Source organism: Bacillus sp. FSL M7-1345, assembly GCF_038006985.1.
In the GTDB taxonomy this organism is placed as follows: domain Bacteria; phylum Bacillota; class Bacilli; order Bacillales; family Bacillaceae_G; genus Bacillus_A; species Bacillus_A cereus_U.
On the sequence record NZ_JBBOWG010000001.1, the window covers coordinates 4,235,822 to 4,261,251 of the forward strand.

Sequence of the window (25,430 nt, forward strand, 5' to 3'; positions counted from 1 at the left end):
TTTTCACCGACCATCAGCTCTCTAAAACAGGGAAATGATCACTACTTCTCCCTTTCCACGCTCAATTATTCATATACTTTTCTTTATACCATCATTTATATAGGCGTGTCAAATAGAGGTAGGGTTTCTCTCCTTCCCAATCCTTTACAACGTCGCAAGGAGTATCGTAATAAGAGAAAGAACTGGCACACCAACTAATAACGATACATGAAACACAACCGATAAATCATTCCCAATCGTCGCCTCCACAGGATCTTTCGCTGGAGAAGCAAGAAATCCAAGTAATCGATCGAAGCGACTTACCGTTTTCGGAAAATCCGGTATTTCTACATGGTCACTATCTAAATGCTGCTTTAATTTATATTCATTCTTAAAGGGATTTTCGCTCAATTTCATCCACCTCCAGCAATTGTTTCAATTTCTTTATCCCATTATGGAGTCTCGACTTCACTGTTCCAATAGGAATATTTAATACATCTGCAATCTCTTTTTGCTGCATATCATGATAATAAGAAAGAATCAGGACCACTCGCTGTTCTTCAGGAACTTTCAAAATTGCTTCTCTTACTGTAAGACGGTCTTCATGGGAAAATTCCTTTTCTTGAATCGGCACTAAAAACGGTAAGAGCGAACGCCACTTTTTTCTTCTATTTAATTTATTAATCATAAGACGATAACCGATTTGAAATAAATACGTTTTTATTTTTCCTTTTTCGATTTCATACATATGTTTCTTTCGTTCTAACGTCAAAAATGTATCTTGAACGAGATCTATACTCAGTTGTTCATCACGATTAAATCGATACAAAAATGTATATAGCGCTGGCTTGATTAAAACATATAGTTTTTCTCCCGCTTGCTTATCTCCATTTTGATACGCAAGCATGAGCTCCTCCTCAATCCCAATCTGCGCCATGATTTTTGATCTCCTTTATTCCTTTTAACGTTAATGAAATTCGGGAAATTAAATATACACTTGCGACAATAATCCACACTTGTGATTGATTCGTAAAAAATTGAACATATGGGTTTTGAATTGTATGGCCGGTTGAAACTAAAATGTTTAATGCTTGCACACATATGCATGCATACACTGCAAGACTGGCCGAGATAGTATCAAATACATTCCAACGAAAATATATTTTTGTTTTTGTAAAATCAATTTTATTTCCATTTTTTCGTACAATATACTTCTTATCAAACGGAATAAGGGTTGAAAAAATAACAATCATAATAATCCCAACTGTAATCATTGAAATTTTAAATCCAATTGGTATAGGTAATAACATACCACAAGAAAACACAACTATAATTCCAATTAAAGCAAAAGTAAGCATCAATTTATTGGACATATAAAAAGCCTCCCTCATCTATTCTTTCATAAATGTATACAGACGAGGAAGGCACTTCGTTCAAATATTATTTTATTTTTTTAATAATTTTCGCAGGATTCCCGCCAACTACTACATTATCTGGTACATCTTTCGTTACAACAGCTCCAGATGCAATGACTGCATTATGTCCAATTGTTACCCCCGGATTAATAATCGCTCTTCCGCCAATCCATACGTTATCGCCAATTGTTACTGGTTTTCCGTACTCTGATCCGCTTATGCGCTCCACCGGATCAAGTGGGTGCGTTGCTGTATAAATGTGAACTCCTGGAGCTAACATACAATTCACTCCGATTGTAACTGGGCATACGTCTAAAATAGTGCAATCAAAGTTTGCGTAAAAGTTTTCACTAACGTGAATATTATAACCGTAATCACATCTAAAAGAAGATTCAAGATGAATGTTATCTCCAGTCGTTCCGAATAATTCTTTTACGATTGCACTACGTTCTTCTAATTTTACTTCTGATGTTTCATTTAACTTTCTTGTTAATATACGAGCTTGCTCCCTCTCTTGTACTAAAACCGGATCAGCTGGTATGTACATTTCCCCTTGTATCATCTTTTCTTTTTCTGTTTTCATCATACTATCCCCTTCAACTTATATATATGAGTTTATGATACCATAAAAAAAGAAAGGTCTGAACGTCATTTCGTTCAGACCTTTCTCTCTTAATCTTCCATCGTCGATAAATCGCCTGTTGGTAAGTTTAATTCCCACGCTTTTAATACGCGGCGCATAATTTTACCACTTCTCGTTTTCGGTAATTTATCTCTAAATTCAATTTGTCTTGGCGCCGCATGAGCTGCTAGGCCTTTTTTCACAAATTGACGAATCTCTTCTTTTAATTCATCAGATGGTTCGTATCCCACGCGAAGCGCGATAAATGCTTTAATGATTTCCCCGCGTACTGGATCAGGAATACCAATTACACCAGCTTCTGCTACAGCAGCATGCTCGATTAATTTACTTTCTACTTCAAACGGACCAACGCGCTCACCTGACGTCATAATTACATCATCAATACGTCCTTGGAACCAGAAGTATCCATCTTCGTCCATATAGGCAGAGTCTCCTGATACGTACCAATCTCCCGGCATGAAGTAAGAATCATATTTTTGTGGGTTATTCCAGATTCCACGCATCATAGCTGGCCAACCTTTACCAATCGCTAAGTTCCCCATTGTGTATGGAGGCACTTCATTTCCTTCATTATCAACAATCGCTGCTTTCACACCTGGAATTGGTTTACCCATTGAACCTGGACGGATTTCCATACAAGGATAGTTACAAATAACTTGTCCACCTGTTTCTGTCATCCACCACGTATCATGAATACGAAGTCCAAATGCGCTCATACCCCAGCGAATTACTTCTGGATTTAATGGCTCACCAACACTTAATACGTGACGCACTTGTGATAAATCATATTTTTTAATTGCGTCTTGTCCAGCTCCCATTAACATACGGAACGCTGTTGGTGCGCTATACCAAACTGTTACACCGTAATCTTGTAACGCTTCATACCACGCTTCTGGACTAAAGCGTCCACCTAAAATAACATTTGATGCCCCCACTAACCACGGTGCAAAAATACCGTAAGCTGTTCCAGTTACCCAGCCAGGATCAGCTGTACACCAATATACATCATCTTCTTTTAAGTCTAATACCCATTTCGCTGTTTGATAGTGCTGCACCATAGCGTTTTGAGCATGAAGGACGCCTTTTGGCTTACCAGTAGAACCCGATGTGTAATGTAGAATTAAACCGTCTTCACGGCCTAACCACTCGATATGTAATTCTTTTGAAGCTTGTTCAAATAAAGGATTGAACGCTACAGTTTTACCGCCTTCTTCTGCATTGTCTCCAACAAGGAAGACCGTTTTTAAAGCAGGTAAATCATTTAATGGTATGCGCTCTAACAATTCAGGAGTTGTAATTAACACCTTTGCTTCGCTATCTTCTAAACGATCGCGAACTGCGCCTTCCATAAATGCTTCAAATAAAGGTCCAACAATTGCCCCTAATTTCACTGCACCTAGAAGTGCGAAATATAATTCTGGGGAACGCGGCATAAAAATAAAAACGCGATCGCCTTTCTCAACATCGCCATAGTTTTTCAGGACATTTCCTGCTTTATTAGAAAAATCCTTCATTTCCTTAAACGTATATTTCTCTTTTCGCGATCCATCTTGATAATAAAGTGCTACTTTATTCTTTCGATCGGATTTCGCATGCTTATCAATTGCCTCATACGCCATATTTACTCGGCCAGTTTCATTCCAAGTAAAATTTTTATTAACCTCTTCCCAGTTAAAATTCGCGTATGCCTCTTCATAATTCGGCAAATTATTTTCTCCTTTAATGACAGGAAGCGTTTCCACTTTCATACTTTACATCCCCCTCCTATGTATTCTATTATCTATTATAATGATATTATTTAAAATTTTCAGTATATTTGTTGATTTTTAGACAAATTTTTAATGACAAAATTCGATTCACATCGCATATATTATAAAGTACGATATTAATAGATTCACAAACCCTCAAGGTGGTGAGCAATAAATTGATTCATAAAAAAATATATAATGCCAGAAACTTAAAAACAGCGAAAGGTACTTTAATTATTGAAGGTCCTGTCTCTACACATAATCTTGAAATGTATGAATTTCATCCAGACTTAATTGCGTTTCGTCCTGCCGAGCAGCAATATAAAGCAATTGTCGAAATTTCTAAATTGCCAGAAGCTCGTCTCATTATTGCTAGACATGACCAAACGATCGTTGGATATGTTACATACTTATATCCTGATCCGCTCGAGCGATGGTCAGAAGGAAAAATTGAAAACTTAATTGAACTCGGGGCGATTGAAGTTGTCCCAGCCTTTCGCGGTTGCTCTGTCGGAAAAAACTTATTAGAAGTTTCAATGATGGACGATCATATGGAAGATTACATTATATTAACGACTGAATATTATTGGCACTGGGATTTAAAACAAACAGGCTTAAATGTTTGGGAATACCGAAAAGTAATGGAAAAAATGATGAATGCCGGTGGTTTACAATGGATGGCTACAGACGATCCTGAAATTTGTTCACACCCCGCTAACTGTTTAATGGTTCGCATCGGTAAACGCGTTGATACGGATTCCATTCAAGCATTCGATCGTCTACGTTTTCACAATCGTTTTATGTATTAATAAAGGGGGCAACTGGAATGATTGTAGAAGAAATTATGAATCAAAATGTAGTAACATTGCATCCAGATGACACAATCGAAACAGCAATCCGAACAATACGTACGAAAGGTATTCGGCACATTCCAATTGTCGATCAAAATAATCACGTAGTAGGCATTATTTCTGACCGGGATGTAAGAGATGCAAGTCCATCAATTCTTGATGAACAAGTTTCACTCGATATGCTACAGCAACCGCTCGAACTTATTATGAAACACCCTGTCATGACTTGCCATCCTCTTGATTTCGTTGAGGAAATTGCTACTTTATTTTTTGAAAATAAAATTGGCTGTCTCCCTGTTACAAAGGCCGGAAAGCTAGTAGGCATTATTTCCGAATCTACAGTACTGCACACATTAGTGAAATTAACAGGAGCACATCAGCCTAGTTCACAAATTGAAATTCAAGTGAAGAATGAACCTGGTATTCTCGGAAAAGTAGTTGCTATTTTTAGCAATTTACAAATTAATATTGTGAGCGTTCTCGTCTATCCAGCAAAAGACGAGAATGATAAAGTACTTGTTTTCCGCATTCAAACGATGAATCCTCTAAAAGTGATTGATGCACTTGAAGCAGAGGGCTACCGCGTATTATGGCCAAACATAATGGGGATGCAAGCATGAGCAGCGCCTTCATTTATTCAGACGATTTTCGGGGCTATTCTTTTAGCCCTGATCATCCTTTTAACCAACTACGTGTCACACTTACGTATGATTTATTACAAAAGAGTGGTTTTATCTCCCCTTCTCAAGTCATCTCGCCAAGAATGGCTACGGATGAGGAAATTGCATTCATTCATACAGAGGAGTACATAAATGCGGTAAAACTTGCTGGAGAAGGAAAGTTAGAAAAATCAATTGCGATGACATATGGGCTCGGAACAGAAGATACACCGATGTTTCCAAATATGCATGAAGCAAGTGCATTACTCGTTGGCGGTACGTTAACAGCTGTAGATGCTGTTCTTTCCGGGAAAGTAAAGCACGCCCTCAATTTAGGCGGCGGCTTACATCATGGCTTTCGTGGTAAAGCATCTGGCTTTTGTATTTATAACGATAGCTCTATCGCAATGAAATATATTCAGAAGAAATACGGTTTACGCGTTTTATATATTGATACAGATGCTCATCACGGTGACGGGGTACAATGGTCTTTTTATGACGATCCTAACGTGTGCACCATTTCATTACATGAAACTGGGCGTTATTTATTCCCTGGAACTGGCGCAGTAAATGAACGTGGACAAGGAAATGGATATAGTTATTCTTTTAACGTTCCACTCGATGCTTTTACAGAAGACGAATCATTTTTAGATTCATATCGAACTGTTGTAAAAGAAGTTGCAGAGTACTTTAAACCGGATATTATTTTAACGCAAAATGGTGCTGACGCTCATTATTACGATCCACTCACACACCTTTGCGCAACGATGAACATTTATCGTGAAATACCGAAACTCGCTCGTGAAATCGCTAATGAATATTGCAATGGTCGCTGGATTGCCGTCGGCGGCGGTGGCTACGACCACTGGCGCGTCGTCCCAAGAGCCTGGGCACTCATTTGGCTCGAAATGAACAACATCCAAAACATCTCAGGTTATCTCCCTCCAGAATGGATTGACGCTTGGAAAGGACAAGCAGGAACAGAACTTCCCCTCACATGGGAAGATCCAGACAACATGTATCAACCTATCCCTAGAAAACCAGAAATCGAAGAAAAAAACACATTAACTGTAGCGAAATCTCTCGAAATTATTCGGAATAATATGACAAAATCTTTGTACTAAGCAGAAAGGAGGCTCGCTTTTTGAACAGCCTCCTTTTATTTATTGTCGGTTTCTGTCGGTAAGTCGATATATTTTAATAATCGCTGATATATTTTGAGTTGCGGTCGATATAATCGAAAAATCGCTGATATATTTCGAGTTGCGGCCGATATAATCGAAAAATCGCTGATATATTTTCAGTTACTAATGGACTGGTCCAACTTTTATAAGACAAGGGAGTGATATTATGTGGAAACAACAAATAATTAACACGAAACGTGGCACATTTGAACTCTTTACAAAAGGAAATGGTGAACCGCTTTGCATTACACATCACTATTCACAATTTAATGAAACTGGTGATTACTTTGCGGATGTTTTTACTTCTACACATCGTGTATTCCTTATTAATTTACGAGACGCTGGTAACTCTGTAAAAGCCCGGTCAGAAAATGAATTACGTATGATCGAAACGATTCACGACTTAGAAGCGATACGAGAATCTTTACAATTTCCCACATGGCATTTGGCTGGTCATTCAACAGGCGGTATGCTTGGACTTTTATATGCCATTACATATCCAACTTCCTTGCAATCATTAGTTGTGGTCGGGGCTGCAGCGAGCGATTATACGAAAACATCTAATTGTATTTATCATCCAGAACATCCACAGTTTCATTATATGCAAGAACTCATCGAAAACTTGAAAAGCCCTCATCTTACAAATGCAGAACGAAAAGAATTATCTACTAAGAGAACCAAATTATCATTGTATGAACCTGAAAACTACAACTCTTATTTTTGTAAACCAATCCAAAAAACAATGTCCGCTAGCCGGATGAACGCTTTCTCTTATGAATATCCGTTATTTGATTTAAGAAAGTACCTACCTTCTATCCATACAAAGACGCTTATTATTTGCGGAAGACATGATGTGCAGTGCCCGATTCAATATTCTATTGAAATGCATGAGGGGATACGCAATTCTATTTTTGTGCCATTTGAGGACAGTAACCATTATCCTTTTTTAGAAGAAGTCGCCTTATTTACTTCTACTACTCAAAAATTTTATAAATCGTTACACAAAAAAAGTAGCATGCACTAAACTTGCTACTTTTTCATATTTTACTTCCCTACAAATGTAACTTGCTCGCCAGTCGCCCAGCCTCCCATCGGCATAACTGTATACTTCATTCCTTGCTGCAGAGTTGCACCGTTTTGTAAGTCGAAGATTCCTACTGTACCTTTTCGAGAGCTGAAGCGATATTGTGCTTCTACTTTATTTCCGTCTGCACTTTGTAATTCTACTTTTCTACCAGCAAAGAGTTCCATGCTCGGATCTTTATCTAATGTAACTTGAATAGATTTATTGTCTATTGCTTCTGCACTTTGAATGATTAACAGAGCGATAGACGAAGCAGTAAATTTCGGATTTTTAACAGTTGCCCAGTCAGACGTAATTGTGTATTCTGTTCCTGGCTTCAACGTTTGGCCTGCAGGTAGGCGGAATTTAGGCGCTTGTCTACCATCTGCTGCTTGTGTAAACGGAACATATCCAACTTCAATTTTCTCACCTGAACTTGCTGTAATCGTTAGTTTTCTATCACGAAGTGAAGAAATGATTTGATATTGTTTACCATCTTTATCTTTATTTTCTTCATCTAATTGGAATGCTTGATTACCTCTTCCTGCTTTATACGCTTCAATAATATTTGCATAATCTACCACACCATCTTCTAAAAATGATTCAATTTCAAACGTATCATTTGTCACTTGCTTCGCTTGGCGAACATTAATCTTTTCCGAACTTCCTTCAAACTTTTCTTTTTTACCACCCTTATAACTTAACGTATATTTTTTACCTGGTTTTTGCACCTTTACAGGTACGATATATGTACTCGTTGCCCCTGTTTTTAGTCTCGGTACATTCACAATTTCCAGGCCATTACTAAACACGAAGTTTTTCTTAATAGCATCTAAGTTTTCTAATTTCACTTCTTCTTCTGATAACGGTTTAGCAAACGTTAGTTGCAATGTCATCGCATTTAATGGCTCTAATTTCGTAATTTGTGCTTGTTGTTTTTTCTTCTCTTTTTTCACCTCTTGCTTCGTTTCTTGTTTTGATTCCGCCTTCGTTTCACCTTGCGCGCACCCTGTTACAAGTACTGTAAATCCAATTACTGCTGGTACTAAAAATTTCATTTTTTTCATCTTTATACCCTCCAAATTTATGATTAATATCTTCATTGTTTCCTATGATATTTATAATAAATAGCGGGTATAAATTGCCTATAAATAAATTATTAAAAAAAGATAAAATAAAGATAATATATTTTTAATCTCATTTTTTTCAATAAAAAAACCTATCAACAATTTGACAGGTTCACTACACATTAAAGCGATAACCAGCTCCCCACACTGTTTCAATATATTGCGGATGAGCAGGATCTCTTTCAATTTTTTCACGTAACTTTCTAATATGAACAACAACCGTTGCTAAATCGCCAGCTGAGTCTAATCCCCAAATGCGTTCAAATAACTGTTCTTTATTTAACACTTGGTTTGGATGCATTACAAAAAATGTTAATAAATCAAATTCCTTCGTTGTAAACGAAACTTCTTCATTATTTATAAAAACTTTCCTCGCTCGCTGATCGATAGAAATCCCGTGAATGTATAATGTGTCACGCTTCTTAACCATATTTCCTGATAATCTTTCATAACGAGAAATATGTGCTTTTACTCTTGCAACTAACTCACTTGGACTAAATGGTTTCGTTATATAATCATCTGCACCTAATCCGAGTCCGCGAATTTTATCTATATCTTCCTTCTTTGCTGAAACAAGCAAAATAGGAATGTCTTTTATAGCGCGTATTTGTTTACAAATTTCAAATCCGTTCATCTTCGGAAGCATAATATCTAAAATAATTAAGTCATAATCTTCCTGTAAAGCCCTTTGTAAGCCTGTTTCTCCAGAATGCTCTACATCAACTTGAAAATCATTAATTTCTAAATAATCTCGCTGTAATTCTGCAATACTTACTTCATCTTCAATTAGTAAAACTCTCTTCAATTCATTCACCACATTCCTGTACTTTTTGCAGCGAGAAGAAAATACTTGTGCTTTCTCCAAGCTTACTTTCTGCCCAAATTTCCCCACCATGTTCTTCAACAATTTGCTTCGCTATCGCTAAACCAAGTCCACTTCCACCTGTGCTAGAATTTCGTGATTGCTCTGCACGATAAAAACGCTCAAAAATATATGGAAGTGTATCAGATTCTATTCCTGATCCATTATCCTTTACCTTCACGATAACTTTGTTTTCATTACTTGATGCTGTAACGGTAATTTTTTTCTCACCTTTATCCATGTACTTCACACTATTATGAATTAAATTCGATATAACTCTCTTTATTTTTTCACGATCCGCTATTACATATAGCGGTGATACATGCTGTAATTGTAAGTATACAGATATACCTTCTTCACTTAAATCCATCTGCATCTCTTCTATTAAATCTTGCATAAATATATTTAACTCTATCGTTTCAAACTGAAATGGAACTCGGTTCAAATCGAGCTTCGAAAACAAAAAGAGTTCATCAATGAGTGTGTCCATATGTTTTGCTTTCGTATGAATGGTTGTTAAATATTTATCCATTTTTTCCGGCGTATTTGCTATCCCATCTTTTATTCCTTCCACATAGCCTATAATAGATGTAATTGGTGTTTTTAAATCGTGAGAGATGTTTGAAATAAGTTCTTTTCGATTTTCTTCATATTGCGTTTGCATCTCAATCGACCCTTTTAACTTCTTCCTCATTTCCTCAAATCCTTGGTTTAACTGTCCTATTTCATCATGCGATGTAGCTGGAATTTGAAAATCTAAATTTCCTTCTTTAATTCTCTCAGTCGCATCTTTCAATACAAAAATTGGTTTTATAACACTTCTTGAAACGAAGTAACTTAATAGTCCAATAAGTAAAATGGCTAAAAGTAAGAGCGATACGAACAAAATTGGAAATAATTTTTGTGTAAGATCTACGAACGAACTTTGCTTTTTTAGTACAAATATACTCCCTTCTTCATTTTCTGGAAAATAAAAATCAAATTTTACATATCGATAAAATGTACCATTTAGTTCCGTTGTTCCACGACTATTGATATTTGTCTTTTCAAACTTTGGAAGAGCTTCTTTTAAAGCTACGCTTTCAAATACTTTTGAAGCATATGAAATTGCTTCTCCTTTCCTTACAACTATTTTCACATCCTCCTCTTCGATCGATGACATGAACGATTCATCTAACAATTGCGATTGATTCTGTTTAGCCTCCGATTTCAATTCAAGAAAAATATTTTCTTCTTCTGCCGTCAGTGGCTTTTGAATATAAGAACTTTTGTAGAAATTTTTCACTGATTCTAAATCACCAGTTATCGAAAAAACAATTAAAAATCCCGTAACTAATATAAGCGTAATGGAAACGAGAATAACAGCGATATAAGAAAATAAAAATCTTGTTTTAATAGACATAATTAAAATCCTCACTTTCCCCCGCTATTTGTGGGCAGTAAGACTCCCACCTCAAAATTCGCCTGGAGCAAAGAAGTTAGTTGGAAGATCAACTGCCCGTAAACGCCCGATTGGTGAAGGCTAATAATCAGTGGGGGATGCCCCCCCATTGATTAAAGTTTCACTTTATCTATCCTTATTACTCATAAGCATAAAAATATATGTTCAAATACTCAAGCGATTTTATAGTAATTTTAGCACCAGTTTATAAAAATTTAATGTTCCTATTTTACAGTTTAAATTAGGATACCGAATTACTTACAAAAGGAGGTTGAAATTCCATGTTCAAAAAAACATTAAGCATGATATGTTGCGTAATTTTTTTACAAGGATGCTCACAAGAACAAGAAGTTAAAAAGGAGATGACAAACATGGAGACAGCACTACTAACAGCTACTGAGAAACAAGAAACGAATACTGTTATATCATTACTCAAAAAAGGGGCTGACATAAATATAACGGACAATAAAGGACGTACTTCTCTTATGATTGCTACATACAAAAATGATGTAAAAACCGCCAAAGCTCTTATCGACGCTGGTGCTGACGTAAATATCCAAGATGATATGAAAAACAATCCATTTCTATACGCCGGTGCAGAAGGTTACTTGGACATTTTAAAACTAACGATTGATGCTGGTGCGGATCCAGCACTTACGAATCGTTACGGCGGAACAGCTCTTATTCCCGCGTCAGAACATGGCTATATTGATGTTATAAAAGAACTCCTTACTCGAACAAATATCGATGTAAACCATATAAATAACCTCGGATGGACAGCTTTAATGGAAGCCATCGTACTAAGTAATGGAGATGAAGCACAGCAACAAGTCATTCAACTTCTTATTGAATATGGTGCTGATGTAAATATTCCCGACAATGATGGTGTTACCCCATTGCAACACGCCCGTTCTCATAACTTTGAAGAGATAGAGAACATTCTGTTAGAAGGACGTAAGTAAAAAGCTAATTTTTGCCTTCCTCTCCCACCCTATGCTACATTTAATTCGTCAAATAAATACTATTAATAGGGTGGGAATAACATGAACAAACCTCGAATTGGAATGATTGGTCTTGGAAATATTGCACAAAAAGCCTATCTCCCAACACTTACAAAAGAAACAGATTGGAATTTTGTAGGGGCCTTTACACCTAACCCCGAGAAAAGAAAACAAATTTGCCAACAATATCGTATTCAAGACTTTCATTCTATGGACACACTAGCTTCTGAATGTGATGCAATCTTCGTTCATAGTTCGACTGCTACACATTATGAAATCGTTTCTGAACTTCTGAAAAAAGGAATCGATGTTTATGTTGATAAGCCGCTAGCTGCTACTACTGAGCAAGCAGAAAAACTAGTTGAAATGAGTGAAAAGTATAATCGAAAGTTAATGGTAGGATTTAATCGCCGTTTCGTTCCTATGTACGTTACTGCCAAAGAGCAAGCTAATGATACTTCATGGATTCGAATTGAAAAGCACCGCACAAATAAGGTGGGGCCATATACTTATGACTTTACTATGCTAGATGATTACTTACATATTGTAGATACTGCTCGCTGGTTAGCTAACGATGACCTTAACATCGTTCATAATATGATGCAAATCAATGAAAAGAACGAACTTCTTTACGGACATCATACATATACAACTTCAAATGGACTATTACTTTCTACGGCGATGCATCGCCGTGCTGGTACAAATTTAGAACAAATTGAACTTGTAACGACAGGTAAAATCATTCGCGTAAAAAATATGAACACATTTGAAGTGGAGCAAGAAAATTCAGTTTCACAAATCGGTTCACCATCATGGGAAACGACGTTAAAACAGCGTGGTTTTGAGGATGCGGTTCACCATTTTGTCCAATGTGTACAAGGTGATACGAAACCGATTACAGATGGATTAGAAGGGTTAAAAACACAGCAAATTCTCCAATCTCTACTGGACGATGTAAGCAAAAATTAAAACGGATACATTTTTCAGAATTTACTTTCATTCCCATTTCCTCTTTATTTCTCTCACAAATTTCTATAGAATATGTTGATAGGAATTATAAATTTCATAATGAATCGTGGAAAGGATGGGATTGACACATGTGGAACGAGTTTAAAAAATTCGCGTTCAAAGGGAATGTAATCGATTTAGCTGTCGGGGTTGTAATCGGTGCTGCATTCGGTAAAATCGTTAGTTCTTTAGTTAAAGATATCATCACACCATTACTTGGTATGGTACTGGGCGGCGTTAACTTTACAGATTTAAAACTTACATTCGGTAAATCATCTATTATGTATGGTAACTTCATCCAAACTATTTTTGATTTCTTAATTATTGCAGCTGCTATCTTTATGTTTGTTAAGGTTTTCAACAAACTAACATCTAAAAGAGAAGAAGAAGAAAAGAAAGAAGAACTTCCAGAACCAACAAAAGAAGAAGAAATTCTTAGCGAAATTCGCGACTTACTAAAACAACAAAACTCTTCTAAAGATAGAGCATAATTGCACGGATAAAAGGCATGCCCCTCTTGGGGCATGCCTTTTTTTATATGCTATAACGTTTCTGAATTCATATGAATAAATGCAATAATACCTGCAACCATAAGTACCATAATGCTACCTGCAAATAGTGTAATACCGATAAACATTAAACTCGTACTTAAATCTATCGAAATACTTTCAGTAAAAATTGAAATTACATACGTGATAAGGGCGATTCCTGCAAGAATACTTCCTGGAACAAATCGCTTTAAGCCATTTTGTTTTAACGTCATATATGCAAAAATAGCAGTCATGCAAAGCGTAATTATCCAAAGAACGATCATCTCTTCTCCCCCCTCACAAGCCTTTTCTTTCTATTATACATGACATTGCCCTATAATAGTTAAATTTGCACTTGTGTGACATATAACAAGGAATAACCCCAACTGTAGCGAATGTCTTATGAAGAATCCCAAATACATTACCATTATCAAAGCAACGTATTTACAATACCGGCTTCACTTATCGCGAGTATTGTTTATAAAGTAAACATTCAGCATAAGGAGATTGATCTCATATGTACGCTGTAAAATTATTATTTGAATCTGTTCATTCAGGTGAACCTAATCCTAGTAAAATTGATGAACATTATGAAGAGAATCACGATACACTTTTTGAAGAAAGTATTATTCTCGTTAAGGCGAACAGTTTAGAGGAAGCTCACGAGCTAGGTGAAAAGATAGCTCTACAGTCTGAAGATACGTACGATAATATGTACGATGTGCAAGTAACATGGCAGTTTCGAAAAGTGTTACATGTATTTGAATTAAATGATACGTCATTTGAGACAGGAACAGAATTGTACGCAAGATTTTTACATGTTAAGAAAAATGAAACTGTCGATACAGTAGTTAAACAATACTATCCTGAATACTAATAAGAGCTCACAGCTATCGCTGTGAGCTCCCTTATTCTTACTTCGTTGAATCTCTAAATTGGATACGGTGAGGTAAGATAACTGAGTGATCTTCTACTTTTTCTTTGTTCATGTATTTCGTTAGTAGACGCATTGCTACTGCACCGATATCATACATTGGTTGTACAACTGTTGAAAGCTGTGGACGCACCATTAATGCAAGACGTGTGTTGTCAAAACCAAGCACTTCGATATCAGTTGGTACGTTTAATCCCGCGTCTTGTGCTGCGTGGATTACACCTAGTGCCATTTCATCAGAAGATACGAAGATTGCTGTTGGCTTTTCATCCATGCTCCAAAGTCTTTCAAACGCTTCTATACCTGAATCATATGTGTAATCTCCATCAATTATAAGATTTTCATCATATGAAATACCTGCTTCTTCTAAAGCTTTTTTATAACCTTGTAACTTCTTCGCGCTTCCTGCTTTATCAATGAAAGGACCAGAGACGAAACCGATACGTTTATGTCCTTGCTCAACAAAGTGCTTCATTGCATCGTAAGCGGCTTGTGTATAATCAATATTTACTGATGACGTTTCATTTTGCTCATCAAATGACGCTGCTAATACGATTGGTACTGGAGATTTTTTGAACTCTTCAACGTGAATATCTGTAATATCTTCACCCATGAAAACAATCCCGTCCACTTGTTTCCCAAGCATCGTATTTAATAAGTGGAACTCTTTCTCTTTGTTTTGGTCAGAGTTACTTAAAATGATGTTATATTTGTACATTGTTGCGATATCTTCAATTCCACGAGCAAGTTCTGCATAAAACGTATTTGAGATATCAGGAATAATAACACCCACTGTAGTTGTCTTCTTACTTGCTAGTCCACGTGCTACCGCATTTGGGCGGTATCCTAAAAGATCAATTGCTTCTAATACTTTCTTTCTTGTTGTAGGCTTTACATTTGGGTTACCGTTCACAACACGTGATACGGTAGCCATTGAAACGTTTGCTTCGCGCGCTACATCATAGATTGTTATGTTCATCTCTTCGCACACTCCTTCTATTTATGTTATCTATTTTTATGTATCGGTTCACTTGAATGAAAAAAAGACATCAACTCTATTTGCAGATGCCAACAATCGTCCCGAGTTCTTCCTTTTACTAATGATACGATAAAAACGCAGGGTCATACAATATTTTCCCGCAAAAGTTTCGAAAAAATTCGCTTCTTTTCTCGTATTTTCGTATTTTTTATGCAAAAAAGGTCAATTTTTGTAAAAAATTATGTAACAAGGGCTACATAGACTAAGAAATCTTTTTATAATTTACTTCCGAATGCTTTTAATTCTTTCATAAACTCATTGAACTGCGGAAAATTTATAAAATAAAAAAGACAGCTTAAAAACTGTCTTTTTTATTTTATAGGAAAGAAACAAACGGTTTATCGCTGTTCTTCTCTTTTATAATAACAACCTCGATTTTATTCTCGGACTTTATCTGTAATTGAACTTTAGCATCTTTAGGAAATTGTTCTAACATACTTTGAGCAGCCATTTGAGAGAGTGCCATTAATTCTGACTTACCGTTATATTTAACGACAATATCCATCTTTAATTTATCCATCTTATTTTGCTTATAAGAAATCTTAGCATTAACAGGGATATAATCTCCTGGAGAGAATTTCTTTATTGCTTCCGAAAAATCATCTAACTTTTTCTTATCTTCTCCTTGTGCTCCCCCAAATTCTTGAGAAGGATACGAATACGATTTTTCATCAATAGTATCCCAATTTCCAAGGTTAGTCTCGTTCTTTTGAACAGTAGCGCTTGCAATATAAGTACCATTCTTTAAAGAACTTGTACTTTCTTGCTTGAATATAGCAAACGTAATTGGAGATTTGTTATATTTATCATTTTTATTAATAGCTTCTATAAGCCCCTTAGCGACTTCAGTACCTTTAGAAATAGCTTCCTCATTAGATACACTTGAAGACATAGATAAACCAATAACAACACCAGATAAGCTTAGTTCATTTGAATTCTGTTTGCCGAAGTAGTCCTGTTCTATAATATTAGTCAAAACTGGTACTTCTTGTTTCGTAACTAATTCATCAATTGTTTTCTCTGGAATATATTGATTTAATTGTAATACGTAATTTTCTGTATCGAATTGTTTTGAAGCAATATCCATTAAACCATTTTCATATTCTGCTAAATCTAGTTTAGAATTAGTCTTAACATTAACTGTATTAATTACCTTTTGTTCTTTTAAAGGGATAACAGTTCTATAGTAATCCTTAGAAACAGCAGTTCTTGGAATCATACTTTTTTCTTTCGTATCTTTCTGTACAACTTCATCTTTCTTCTCAATAGTATTATTGCTGCAAGCCCCCAGTAATAAACTTAAGCTTGCGATGCATAACGCCATTTTCTTCATTGCTTAAAACCCACTTTCAAAAGTCAATTTACTTAGTTTTAATGTATCTATAGTGTACCATTAAATATATGGCAACAAAATAAAAAAGAAGCAAGCCCTTCGCTTGCCTCCCCCTATTTTACATTCTCTTCTAAAGCTTCTTTTTTAATATTCCAATGCGATGTATGCCATACTACCATTCCATCTTTTATGTATAGCACTTGCGGAGATTCATGCTTAATGCTGTACTGCTCTGCAACATGGTTCGAAACATCTCTCGCATCTTGTACGTATAAGTAATATGCTGGCACTTCTCTTTCTTCACCGCAATACGCTTGAAACTCTGTATATGCACCGTGACTAATTGGGCATGTCGTACTATGTTTAAAAAGAACGTAAGGCTCATTCTTTTCTACTAACGCTTCAAGTTCTTCAATTGTTTCAATCTTCATCATACTCATCATTACTCACCTCTCATGCGAAGTCTAGAGCGCTTCTCTCTCTTTTCAGCCTTCTGCTCAGCTTTCTCAAGTTTACGCTCTTCTTTTTCAATCTTTTTCTCTTGTCTCGTAGCACGGTAATGATTGTATACTTCAATTGCTGCGCTGCTCCACTGCACAACTTGTGCTACTTTATCTGCATTATTTTCAATTTCATCTGTAACAGACTCTGAAACATTGCGAAGCTTCGTATTTAAAGAGTGAATCGTCGTTCCGATTCCATCTACACCTTCTACTACTTTATTTAGCGACTGTGACTTCTGTTGAATATCATCAGCTAACGCATTTGTCTTATGTAATAATTGCTCCGTCTCTACGCTTATTCCTTGCATTTGCTTCTCTAAACCTTCTAACGTACTTGCAACATTTTCTAACGTCTTCTGAACCGATAACAACGTTCTGCATACATACACTACTAATACAGCGAAAGCAACTGCAATAATAGCCGCACTTACATATAAAAGAACTTGCATTTCATCACTTCCTTTATCTTTTTCATACTTTCTCTTATTATACAATCATTTTCCGTTTCGTTCTAATCCCTATCTTTTCATTAGAATTTTCATACTTATTCGTTAACTTTAACATAAATCATTCAACAAATTCCACTAAGTAGGTTACAATAGGTAAGGATACATAATTAGTAGGGAGGCTTTACATATGAAAGATCCACGTATTGAAAAGTTAGCATACAATTTAATTAACTACTCTATCCGATTACAAAAAGGTGAGAAAGTATTAATTGAAAACTTTGGCTTACAAAAAGAACTTGTAACAGCACTTGTAAAAGAAGCATATGCAGCTGGTGGTTTCCCATTCGTTTCTTTAAAAGATCATCAAGTAGATCGCTCTTTATTAATGGGTGCTACTGAAGAACATTTCGAACAAATCGCTGCATATGAAGCGAGCGTAATGAAAGATATGGATGCATACATTGGCCTTCGCTCTGGCGATAACATTAACGAACAAGCCGACGTTCCAAGTGAACGTATGAAAGTTCACGGCCAAACAGTTGGTAAAAAGGTTCATAGAGACATCCGTGTTCCGAAAACACGCTGGGTTGTTCTTCGCTACCCAAATGCTTCTATGGCGCAGCTTGCTAAAATGAGCACAGAAGCTTTCGAAGACTTCTACTTCGAGGTATGTAACTTAGATTACGGTAAAATGGATAAGGCAATGGATAGCCTTGTTACATTAATGAATAAAACAGATAAGGTTCGCTTAACTGGCCCTGGAACTGACTTAACATTCTCTATTAAAGACATTCCAGCTATTAAATGCTCAGGTCATTTAAACATTCCAGATGGTGAAGTATACTCTGCACCAGTTCGCGATTCTGTTAACGGGACAGTTTCTTATAACACACCATCACCTTACAACGGCTATACATTTGAAAATGTACAACTTAAATTTGAGAATGGCCAAATCGTTGACGCAACTGCAAACGATTCAGAGCGCATTAACAAAATCTTCGATACAGACGAAGGCGCACGCTACGTTGGTGAGTTCGCAATCGGCGTAAACCCATACATCTTACATCCAATGGGAGACATTCTATTCGATGAAAAAATCGATGGCAGCTTCCACTTCACACCTGGACAAGCTTATGACGATGCATGGAATGGCAACAACTCTAACATCCACTGGGATTTAGTATGCATTCAGCGCCCTGAATATGGCGGCGGTGAGATTTACTTCGACGACGTCTTAATCCGTAAAGACGGACGATTCGTTGTAACTGAACTAGAAGCTTTAAACCCAGAGAACTTAAAATAATATGAAAAGCGCTCGGAATTCTATCCGAGCGCTTTTTTTATTAATACTCTAATAATTTTTTAGCTACATCTTCTGGTACTTTAAAACTATTTTTATTTTTTATTTTACTAATTTTCAATTCAACCTCAACATAAGGGACATCTTTATATACTGTCATAGTACCAATTTCATGTAACTCTTTTTTATCTTTACTCGAATCCAATAATTTCGGTGTATCCTCTTGATACATTTTAAACGTTTTCCCTTGCGGAGTATCTAAAGGAGCCGATTCCATTTCCCACTCATCCATTTTGATTGATTCAAACAACTTTGTGATTTCTTTCTTATCGGTAATCGTTTTTTTATCGCTCGAATCAATAAGCGATTCTATTTCAATTTTTTGTGCCTTTTCTAAGCTAACATCAGACTTCTCTTTCTTCGCACTACATCCTATTAAAAGAATAGATGTGGTTAGCAAAAACAAAAACAACATACAGATTTTTTTCATGTCTAATCCCCCTGCACTATATAGAGCTATTTTTCTCACTTTTTGTTTGCTGAAAATGAAAATAAAATAAAAGCGTCACTGCGATAGTACCTATTAATATTGGGACATATAAGGGTAGATCCCATTTAATATATACTCTAGTGCAAATAGCAAGCACCAGCAAAATTTCCAAACAAAATAAAGTGAAACTTTAATCAGTGGGGGTTTTGTTCATCCCCCACTGATTATTAGCCCTCACCAATCGGGCGTTTACGGACAGTTGATCTCCCACCTTACTTCTTTGCTCCAGCCAAATTTTGAGGTGGGAGTCTTACTGCCCCCAAATAGCGGGACAAAAGTTTTACATATTTCACTTCTTGCCCACCATTTCTATTTTCACATATGGATTTTCCTTCGCGATAAGCGCCAAAAATTCATCCGGATTTTGCGGCATCGCAATCATATGTACTTTATATGCATTCGTTGTAATCTCAAATGATTTTCCAACTTGACGAATAACTCTTATATCTTTTAATACAACGTCGTCATTTAAAATTCCGTATTTTAAAATACCATTTTCTACTTTATGTTTTTTAATGAACATTTCCCAAACGAGAGGGACATTTACAATAAAACATAATCCCATCCCAATTAGAGCTGAAGCCCAATCCCCTTTTCTTGTAAAAAATAAAACTATTGGATATACCACCATAAAAGCTAACGTTATACTAACGAAAATTATTCCTAACTTACTTCTTTGAATCGGAAAGTTCATACCCACACCCCTCAATCCAAATTATACCATAATTTCCATTTTAGTTTATAAAAAAAGATCATTTATGAATGATCTTTTCAAATAATATATCTATAAAATTTCTTATCTACCTCTAGCACTGGAAAACTTTTCGGCAACTCTTCTATACTCACACTTTGGAAACCATTCTTCTCATAAAAGCGATGCGCCGCTAAAAATTTTACTGTTGTTCCTAAATAAATATCTTTCAACTTTTTATCATCAGCCCACGCAATCGCTTTTTGAAGCAGCATATGCGATGCGCCCCATTCTTTTCCGCGGAATTCTTTCTTCACGAACATTTTTCTTAGCGCTACTTGATGCTTCCCAATATCTAATAAAGCTACCGTTCCAACTACTTTACCATCATAAGTTGCTACCCAAAAGCTTCCGTTGTCCCTTTGATAGAACGTTTCTATTTCTAGTAAGTCAGGCTGCTCTTCTTTTGTAATTGGGACATTGTATTCTTTTTGCTGAATATGAACAATGAGATCTACTACTTCATCTTGAAACTGACTTTCATATGGAATAATACAAATCTTCTCGTTCATCGAATATCCTTCCATTCCGAAGCTAGTAAACTATATACAGCAATATCCTGAAAATGATCGTACACCCATTCTTCATCTCGTAAAATTCCATCTAACTTAAACCCTAAACGTTCTGGGATTGCACGGCTTTTCGCATTTTCAACACCGCAACGAATTTCAATTTTATTCAGCTTTAAATTATCAAATGCATAATGAAGCACACTCTTCACACTTCGCGTCATAACACCTTTCCCGCCAGCATCTTCTGCAAGATAATATCCAAGACTCGTAGCTTTCTTACCCCAGCTCACCGGATGAATACCTACCATCCCAACGAGCTTTCCTTTATAACGTATGCCAGCCTCGAACCCATCTCCCTCTGCAAATTTCCTTAACCACATCGGAAAAATCTCATTATACGCATCAGCAGATTTCGTCCCATCTACCCACGGAAGCCACTTTCTTAAATGGTTACGATCCTGATCTATTAATTCATATAGTTCCTCTTTATGATGTTTTTCTAATAGTTGTAATTCGATTTCGTCATCTACTCGGAGTGTGAACATGTTTTTCAGCCCCCTTTTTTCTTATTATTCTAACATTTCAAAGTGAAAAATGTTAATTATTCACACTTTTTTTCGATCTTATCTTAATAAAACCAGAAGAGTATAGTACTCCCGTAATACCTAGTATCATTCCTACACATTGTGCGGGTGTTATATTTACTTCTTCTGTAAAAGAAAGAAATATAACACCACTATATATGATTGATATCTAGATATGAATCATATATAGTTAAATCATGGAAAAAAATGATAATTTTATAATTCAATTACGTAAAGGTGTTTTTGATCTAGCTATTTTGTCTTTAATAAGCAAACAACCTATGTATGGATATGAAATCACAAGTGCACTACAAGAGATCCCTGTATTTCATATTCCAAATGGTTCGATTTATCCTATACTAAATCGAATCACGAAAAACAATTGGGCTGTTTCCTATTGGGAAGAGTCCGGTGATGGACCGAAAAGAAAATACTATCGGATTACAGATGAAGGGAGAGAAATTTTGCATAATCGCTTAAATGATTATGACGCAGTTTATCACGCTCTAATGTTACTAGCTAAAGGAGAGGATAAAAAATGAACAAGGAACAATTCTTTTCAAATGAACTCATCGCTTCTTTCTTACAGGATCTTCACAAAGGTTTAATGAACTTGCCTACATCAACAAGAGAACAACATGCGCTAGAAATCAAATCCGATTTATACGAAAATGCATTAAGTAAAGAAAGTGATGGGATATCATCAGCAATGATCCCTCAACAAGTTATTGAAGAATTTCTGCCTCCAAAAGAATTAGCAAAGGAAATTGCAGCAGAATATACAGACGTTATTCAAGATGCACAGCAATCTACAAATACGTTTATTAAATATTATTCCGGTCTATCTATCGGTCCGCTTGGTGCTTTATCAGTGCCTATCGCACTTGGGTTTATAAATATTTCAGCTAATTTGCCATTCTTACTAGCCTTTATTGCAAGCAACATTTGGTTTATCTTTAGAGAAAATCATTGGAACACAGATCTATTAAAATACTTTAAAACAATGATTTTTGTTAGCTCAAGGTTGTTAATCGCTCTTCCATTTACTTTTTTCGCCATTCGAATTATGATAACAAAACAGTTCGATATGTTTTCATTCTATTATTTAATCGGATATGTATTTTTTAGTTCACTGTATATCGTTTTATTAAAACGACAATACAAAAAGAATAAGCAATATCAACATATCAACGCCTTTTAAAATATATCGAACACAACAAAAAGACGCACAGCCATAGCTATGCGTCTTTCTTCTTACTTCTCTGCAACTTGAACTTCTTTTACGTAAGCTGCTTCGAATTTTTGGATGTCACCTGCGCCCATGAAAATAAGAACGCCGTTTTTATGTTTCTTTAATACCTCTGTTGTTGTATCTGTAATTAGCTCTGCGCCATCGATACGTTTTTGCAGATCTTCAATTGTTAATTCACCTTTGTTTTCACGTGCTGATCCGAAAATATCACATAAGTATACTTGGTCAGCTTTACTTAGGCTTTCTGCGAACTCATCTAAAAATTTCTCTGTACGTGAGAATGTATGTGGCTGGAATACAGCGACAACTTCACGCTCTGGATGTTTTTGACGAGCTGCTTCAATCGTTGCATTAATTTCTGTCGGATGGTGTGCATAATCATCAATGATAACTTGCTCTCCCATCGGTTTTTCATTAAAGCGACGTTTAACACCTTCAAATGTTGTTAGTTGATGTTTAACCGCTTCTACATCAACGTCTTCGTAATGGCAAAGCGCGATAACTGCTAATGCATTTAATACGCTGTGATCGCCGTATCCTGTAATTTTGAACGTGTCATAATACGTATTACGAACGAATACATCGAATATAGTACCATCAGTTCTCTTTTGAATGTTACGTGCTTGGAAATCATTATCTTCTCCAAATCCATAGAAAATAACAGGTACTTTCGCTTGAATTTTTTGAAGTTCTTCATCATCACCACATGCAATAATACCTTTTTTCACTTGTAATGCCATCTCTTGGAATGCATTAAATACATCATTGATGTCTGAAAAATAATCTGGATGATCGAAATCAATATTTGTCATAATTGCATAGTCTGGATAGTAAGACAAGAAATGACGACGATACTCACAAGCTTCAAATACAAAATACTTACTATTTTCTACCCCATGCCCAGTTCCATCTCCAATAAGGTAAGATGTTGGGTGTGCGCCTTGCATTACATGGGCTAACAAACCTGTAGTTGATGTTTTTCCATGTGCACCAGTTACTGCAACACTTGTGTACTGATTCATAAGGTCACCTAAGAAGTGATGATAACGATGTACTGGGATATTTAATTCTTTTGCTGCTACGATTTCTTCATGCGTATCAGGAAATGCGTTTCCCGCGATAATCACTTGTCCTTCTTTAATATTATTTTTATCAAAAGGAAGGATGGAAATACCACGCTTTTCCAATGCTATTTGTGTAAAGAAACGCTTTTCATAATCAGACCCTTGAACAGTATGCTTCATGTCATGAAGAATTTGTGCTAATGAACTCATTCCTGTTCCTTTAATTCCTACAAAATGGTAAACTGTCATCTTAAAGAACCTCCAACATTTCGAACTAATACAACGGCCTATCTATAAGACAGTATATGAATCTTTTCTTATTTTGGTAATCATCATACATTTCTGATGCAGTGAATTTCTTTTTATATTCACTTATCAGTGATAAACTCGTACGTACTTCTTTTATGTCCATAACACATTTATTATAGCAAAAAACAAGCTGCTATACTATGATAACAGAAAAACTGATAGGGTCAATCACCTATCAGTTTTTCTCGCTTTTACATATCTTCTTTTGTTTCTAATTGAACACGCTCTAGACGTGAATTTGGACGGTATTTACGACCAGCTTTTGCTTCTGGTTTTCCATTTAATTCTACGTTATCACCCGTAAAACCAATATTCATTTTTAATAAGCTACTTCCTACTCCGTATATATCGACAGGAACATTTTGAGCTTCAAATTCACGAATACGTTTCTCATCAAACCCACCAGTTACAACGATATCTACATGTTGGAAACCTTCCTCATCAAGAGCCTTACGAAGAGCAAATACAAGTGATGGATTTACACCACGCGGATCGAATGTTCCAAGTACTTCTGGATGACGAATGAAGTATTGATCAATCATTGTACGAGACGTATCCACACGTACACCTTTTAATGTTGATCCAAATTCACGCGCTACGCGAAGTGCATCTGTAATGACATCATTGTTGTAATCAATTAGTACGACTAATTCATCTTCTGGGAATTTTTTATGATATGCTTTTGCTGCTTCAACAACATCACCATTAAACATTTGAATTAAAGCGTGAGGCATCGTCCCCATACCACTTCTGCCCCACCATTCATTCATTGCATGCGTCGCTTGTGCGCTCATACCTCCGATGTATGCCGCATAACCGTCACCAGCTTGTTGCGTATAATGATCATCACGATCTCCCATGAAAATAACCGGTTTTTCTTTATCTACACTACGTGCAGCTTGGACAACGTTATATACGTTTGTCGCAACTGATGTACGACGAGCTAAAATCCCATCAATTACACCTTCTAAAAAGCCGAAGTATTCATAAGGACCATGAATTGTTAAAACTGTTTCAAACGGACTAATATTATCGCCATCCTTTAAAGAATGAATTTCTAATTCCTCAGGATTTTTGGCGAATGTTTGTAGCAATGCGATTACCTCATCTGCTCCGCAAAGAACTGAATGTTCTTTTTGGAAAAACTGCATTGTTACAACACTTTTCGGGCGAAATTCTTCAATGATTTCTCTAGTTTTTAAAAAGTAAACGGCAGAGAACCAGCCTTCTCCAACACGTTCATCAAATTTAAATGTTTTATTTGTTAGTCGATTTATTTCACCTTTTAATTTTAATTCAATTTCTTTCATGTCGCTTTACTCCCTACTTTACTATCCAA

Annotated in this window: 30 protein-coding genes, 1 pseudogene and 1 other annotated feature (1 of these 32 cut by a window edge); of the genes and pseudogenes, 12 read left to right on the plus strand and 19 right to left on the minus strand. The window is 36.0% G+C overall.

The genetic code is table 11. From position 1 onward, the window contains the following. Positions 1-67: a binding site (T-box leader), on the minus strand (it extends 161 nt beyond the left edge of the window). 77 nt (positions 68-144) lie between these two features. The 5 genes from MHB76_RS22125 to acsA form a co-directional block, all read right to left on the minus strand. After that, positions 145-390 (minus strand): hypothetical protein, encoded by a 246-nt coding sequence (locus tag MHB76_RS22125; protein ID WP_002160222.1) that lies wholly within the window; start codon positions 388-390, stop codon positions 145-147. Beyond that, positions 371-916: an RNA polymerase sigma factor gene (locus MHB76_RS22130; RefSeq protein ID WP_078175077.1), complete on the minus strand. Its 546-nt coding sequence runs from the start codon at positions 914-916 to the stop codon at positions 371-373. Before MHB76_RS22130 ends, MHB76_RS22125 begins: the two co-directional genes overlap by 20 nt. Then, on the minus strand, positions 897-1,352 hold the full coding sequence (locus MHB76_RS22135) for a hypothetical protein (protein ID WP_078175078.1): 456 nt from the start codon (positions 1,350-1,352) through the stop codon (positions 897-899). The genes MHB76_RS22130 and MHB76_RS22135 overlap by 20 nt, the downstream gene beginning before the upstream one ends. Before the next feature lie 67 nt (positions 1,353-1,419). Further along, the gene (locus tag MHB76_RS22140; RefSeq protein ID WP_033710727.1) at positions 1,420-1,977 is read right to left on the minus strand and encodes a maltose acetyltransferase domain-containing protein; all 558 of its coding nucleotides are present in this window, start codon (positions 1,975-1,977) and stop codon (positions 1,420-1,422) included. Positions 1,978-2,066: 89 nt separating this feature from the next. Further along, positions 2,067-3,785, minus strand: a complete 1,719-nt coding sequence (acsA, locus tag MHB76_RS22145) for an acetate--CoA ligase (protein ID WP_002067621.1) — start codon at positions 3,783-3,785, stop codon at positions 2,067-2,069. 176 nt (positions 3,786-3,961) lie between these two features. On the opposite strand from acsA, the gene acuA reads away from it, so the two are divergent. The 4 genes from acuA (at position 3,962) to MHB76_RS22165 (ending at position 7,503) form a co-directional block, all read left to right on the plus strand. Then, positions 3,962-4,594, plus strand: coding sequence for an acetoin utilization protein acetyltransferase AcuA (gene acuA, locus MHB76_RS22150; RefSeq protein WP_002112293.1), 633 nt, complete (start codon positions 3,962-3,964; stop codon positions 4,592-4,594). A gap of 17 nt (positions 4,595-4,611) precedes the next feature. Further along, complete coding sequence (locus tag MHB76_RS22155) at positions 4,612-5,256, plus strand: acetoin utilization AcuB family protein (protein ID WP_002160217.1); 645 nt, start codon at positions 4,612-4,614, stop codon at positions 5,254-5,256. Beyond that, entirely contained in the window at positions 5,253-6,419 is a 1,167-nt protein-coding gene (gene acuC, locus MHB76_RS22160; protein ID WP_078175080.1) for an acetoin utilization protein AcuC, read from the plus strand. The genes MHB76_RS22155 and acuC overlap by 4 nt, the downstream gene beginning before the upstream one ends. 226 nt (positions 6,420-6,645) lie before the next feature. Continuing rightward, positions 6,646-7,503, plus strand: coding sequence for an alpha/beta fold hydrolase (locus MHB76_RS22165; protein ID WP_078175082.1), 858 nt, complete (start codon positions 6,646-6,648; stop codon positions 7,501-7,503). Between the two features lie 20 nt (positions 7,504-7,523). Here the strand turns inward: MHB76_RS22165 and MHB76_RS22170 are convergent, their stop codons facing one another. From MHB76_RS22170 to MHB76_RS22180, 3 genes are all read right to left on the minus strand, one after another. Continuing rightward, positions 7,524-8,609 (minus strand): hypothetical protein, encoded by a 1,086-nt coding sequence (locus MHB76_RS22170; RefSeq protein ID WP_078175084.1) that lies wholly within the window; start codon positions 8,607-8,609, stop codon positions 7,524-7,526. A 175-nt stretch (positions 8,610-8,784) separates the two neighbouring features. Further along, positions 8,785-9,474, minus strand: coding sequence for a response regulator transcription factor (locus MHB76_RS22175; protein WP_033714038.1), 690 nt, complete (start codon positions 9,472-9,474; stop codon positions 8,785-8,787). A 1-nt stretch (position 9,475) separates the two neighbouring features. Beyond that, on the minus strand, positions 9,476-10,933 hold the full coding sequence (locus MHB76_RS22180) for a sensor histidine kinase (protein ID WP_078175085.1): 1,458 nt from the start codon (positions 10,931-10,933) through the stop codon (positions 9,476-9,478). Positions 10,934-11,253: 320 nt separating this feature from the next. Here MHB76_RS22180 and MHB76_RS22185 point away from each other — a divergent pair, with 320 nt between their 5' ends. The 3 genes from MHB76_RS22185 to mscL all read left to right on the plus strand — a co-directional run bounded on the left by MHB76_RS22185 (position 11,254) and on the right by mscL (position 13,472). Further along, positions 11,254-11,934, plus strand: coding sequence for an ankyrin repeat domain-containing protein (locus tag MHB76_RS22185; RefSeq protein ID WP_078175086.1), 681 nt, complete (start codon positions 11,254-11,256; stop codon positions 11,932-11,934). Positions 11,935-12,015: 81 nt separating this feature from the next. Beyond that, positions 12,016-12,942, plus strand: coding sequence for a Gfo/Idh/MocA family protein (locus tag MHB76_RS22190; RefSeq protein WP_340987679.1), 927 nt, complete (start codon positions 12,016-12,018; stop codon positions 12,940-12,942). Between the two features lie 128 nt (positions 12,943-13,070). Beyond that, complete coding sequence (gene mscL / locus MHB76_RS22195; RefSeq protein ID WP_078175088.1) at positions 13,071-13,472, plus strand: large-conductance mechanosensitive channel protein MscL; 402 nt, start codon at positions 13,071-13,073, stop codon at positions 13,470-13,472. Positions 13,473-13,522: 50 nt separating this feature from the next. On the opposite strand, the gene MHB76_RS22200 is transcribed toward mscL, so the two are convergent. Beyond that, the gene (locus MHB76_RS22200; RefSeq protein ID WP_002112306.1) at positions 13,523-13,795 is read right to left on the minus strand and encodes a DUF3917 domain-containing protein; all 273 of its coding nucleotides are present in this window, start codon (positions 13,793-13,795) and stop codon (positions 13,523-13,525) included. A 111-nt stretch (positions 13,796-13,906) separates the two neighbouring features. On the opposite strand from MHB76_RS22200, the pseudogene MHB76_RS22205 reads away from it, so the two are divergent. Continuing rightward, positions 13,907-14,041 (plus strand): annotated as a pseudogene (locus MHB76_RS22205) (DUF3949 domain-containing protein); the annotation flags it as partial. Continuing rightward, complete coding sequence (locus MHB76_RS22210) at positions 14,029-14,388, plus strand: DUF4288 domain-containing protein (protein WP_002160208.1); 360 nt, start codon at positions 14,029-14,031, stop codon at positions 14,386-14,388. The pseudogene MHB76_RS22205 and the gene MHB76_RS22210, both read left to right, overlap by 13 nt. Positions 14,389-14,425: 37 nt before the next feature. Here the strand turns inward: MHB76_RS22210 and ccpA are convergent, their stop codons facing one another. The 4 genes from ccpA to MHB76_RS22230 form a co-directional block, all read right to left on the minus strand. Then, positions 14,426-15,424, minus strand: a complete 999-nt coding sequence (gene ccpA, locus MHB76_RS22215) for a catabolite control protein A (protein WP_002160207.1) — start codon at positions 15,422-15,424, stop codon at positions 14,426-14,428. 376 nt (positions 15,425-15,800) lie between these two features. Beyond that, positions 15,801-16,817 carry a CamS family sex pheromone protein gene (locus MHB76_RS22220; RefSeq protein ID WP_002199127.1) on the minus strand — a complete coding sequence of 339 codons (1,017 nt, stop codon included), beginning with the start codon at positions 16,815-16,817 and terminating at the stop codon, positions 15,801-15,803. Positions 16,818-16,930: 113 nt separating this feature from the next. Next, positions 16,931-17,257 carry a bacillithiol system redox-active protein YtxJ gene (ytxJ, locus tag MHB76_RS22225; protein ID WP_002145356.1) on the minus strand — a complete coding sequence of 109 codons (327 nt, stop codon included), beginning with the start codon at positions 17,255-17,257 and terminating at the stop codon, positions 16,931-16,933. A gap of 2 nt (positions 17,258-17,259) precedes the next feature. After that, positions 17,260-17,769, minus strand: coding sequence for a DUF948 domain-containing protein (locus MHB76_RS22230; RefSeq protein ID WP_001197724.1), 510 nt, complete (start codon positions 17,767-17,769; stop codon positions 17,260-17,262). Between the two features lie 187 nt (positions 17,770-17,956). On the opposite strand from MHB76_RS22230, the gene MHB76_RS22235 reads away from it, so the two are divergent. Continuing rightward, the gene (locus tag MHB76_RS22235; protein WP_002034367.1) at positions 17,957-19,072 is read left to right on the plus strand and encodes an aminopeptidase; all 1,116 of its coding nucleotides are present in this window, start codon (positions 17,957-17,959) and stop codon (positions 19,070-19,072) included. Between the two features lie 40 nt (positions 19,073-19,112). Here MHB76_RS22235 and MHB76_RS22240 read toward each other — a convergent pair whose 3' ends face one another. The 4 genes from MHB76_RS22240 to MHB76_RS22255 all read right to left on the minus strand — a co-directional run bounded on the left by MHB76_RS22240 (position 19,113) and on the right by MHB76_RS22255 (position 21,427). Continuing rightward, complete coding sequence (locus tag MHB76_RS22240) at positions 19,113-19,559, minus strand: hypothetical protein (RefSeq protein ID WP_002199126.1); 447 nt, start codon at positions 19,557-19,559, stop codon at positions 19,113-19,115. Positions 19,560-19,908: 349 nt separating this feature from the next. Continuing rightward, positions 19,909-20,313, minus strand: coding sequence for a PH domain-containing protein (locus MHB76_RS22245; protein WP_078175091.1), 405 nt, complete (start codon positions 20,311-20,313; stop codon positions 19,909-19,911). 77 nt (positions 20,314-20,390) lie between these two features. Next, the gene (locus MHB76_RS22250) at positions 20,391-20,882 is read right to left on the minus strand and encodes a GNAT family N-acetyltransferase (RefSeq protein ID WP_078175092.1); all 492 of its coding nucleotides are present in this window, start codon (positions 20,880-20,882) and stop codon (positions 20,391-20,393) included. Continuing rightward, positions 20,879-21,427 carry a GNAT family N-acetyltransferase gene (locus tag MHB76_RS22255; protein WP_078175093.1) on the minus strand — a complete coding sequence of 183 codons (549 nt, stop codon included), beginning with the start codon at positions 21,425-21,427 and terminating at the stop codon, positions 20,879-20,881. The genes MHB76_RS22250 and MHB76_RS22255 overlap by 4 nt, the downstream gene beginning before the upstream one ends. A gap of 236 nt (positions 21,428-21,663) precedes the next feature. On the opposite strand from MHB76_RS22255, the gene MHB76_RS22265 reads away from it, so the two are divergent. Then, positions 21,664-22,008 (plus strand): PadR family transcriptional regulator, encoded by a 345-nt coding sequence (locus MHB76_RS22265; protein WP_078175094.1) that lies wholly within the window; start codon positions 21,664-21,666, stop codon positions 22,006-22,008. Then, on the plus strand, positions 22,005-22,667 hold the full coding sequence (locus tag MHB76_RS22270; RefSeq protein WP_078175095.1) for an HAAS signaling domain-containing protein: 663 nt from the start codon (positions 22,005-22,007) through the stop codon (positions 22,665-22,667). The genes MHB76_RS22265 and MHB76_RS22270 overlap by 4 nt, the downstream gene beginning before the upstream one ends. Before the next feature lie 53 nt (positions 22,668-22,720). On the opposite strand, the gene murC is transcribed toward MHB76_RS22270, so the two are convergent. Then, positions 22,721-24,031: a UDP-N-acetylmuramate--L-alanine ligase gene (gene murC / locus MHB76_RS22275; protein ID WP_002112319.1), complete on the minus strand. Its 1,311-nt coding sequence runs from the start codon at positions 24,029-24,031 to the stop codon at positions 22,721-22,723. A gap of 251 nt (positions 24,032-24,282) precedes the next feature. Continuing rightward, positions 24,283-25,401 carry a nicotinate phosphoribosyltransferase gene (locus MHB76_RS22280; RefSeq protein ID WP_002112321.1) on the minus strand — a complete coding sequence of 373 codons (1,119 nt, stop codon included), beginning with the start codon at positions 25,399-25,401 and terminating at the stop codon, positions 24,283-24,285. Positions 25,402-25,430: the final 29 nt, after the last annotated feature.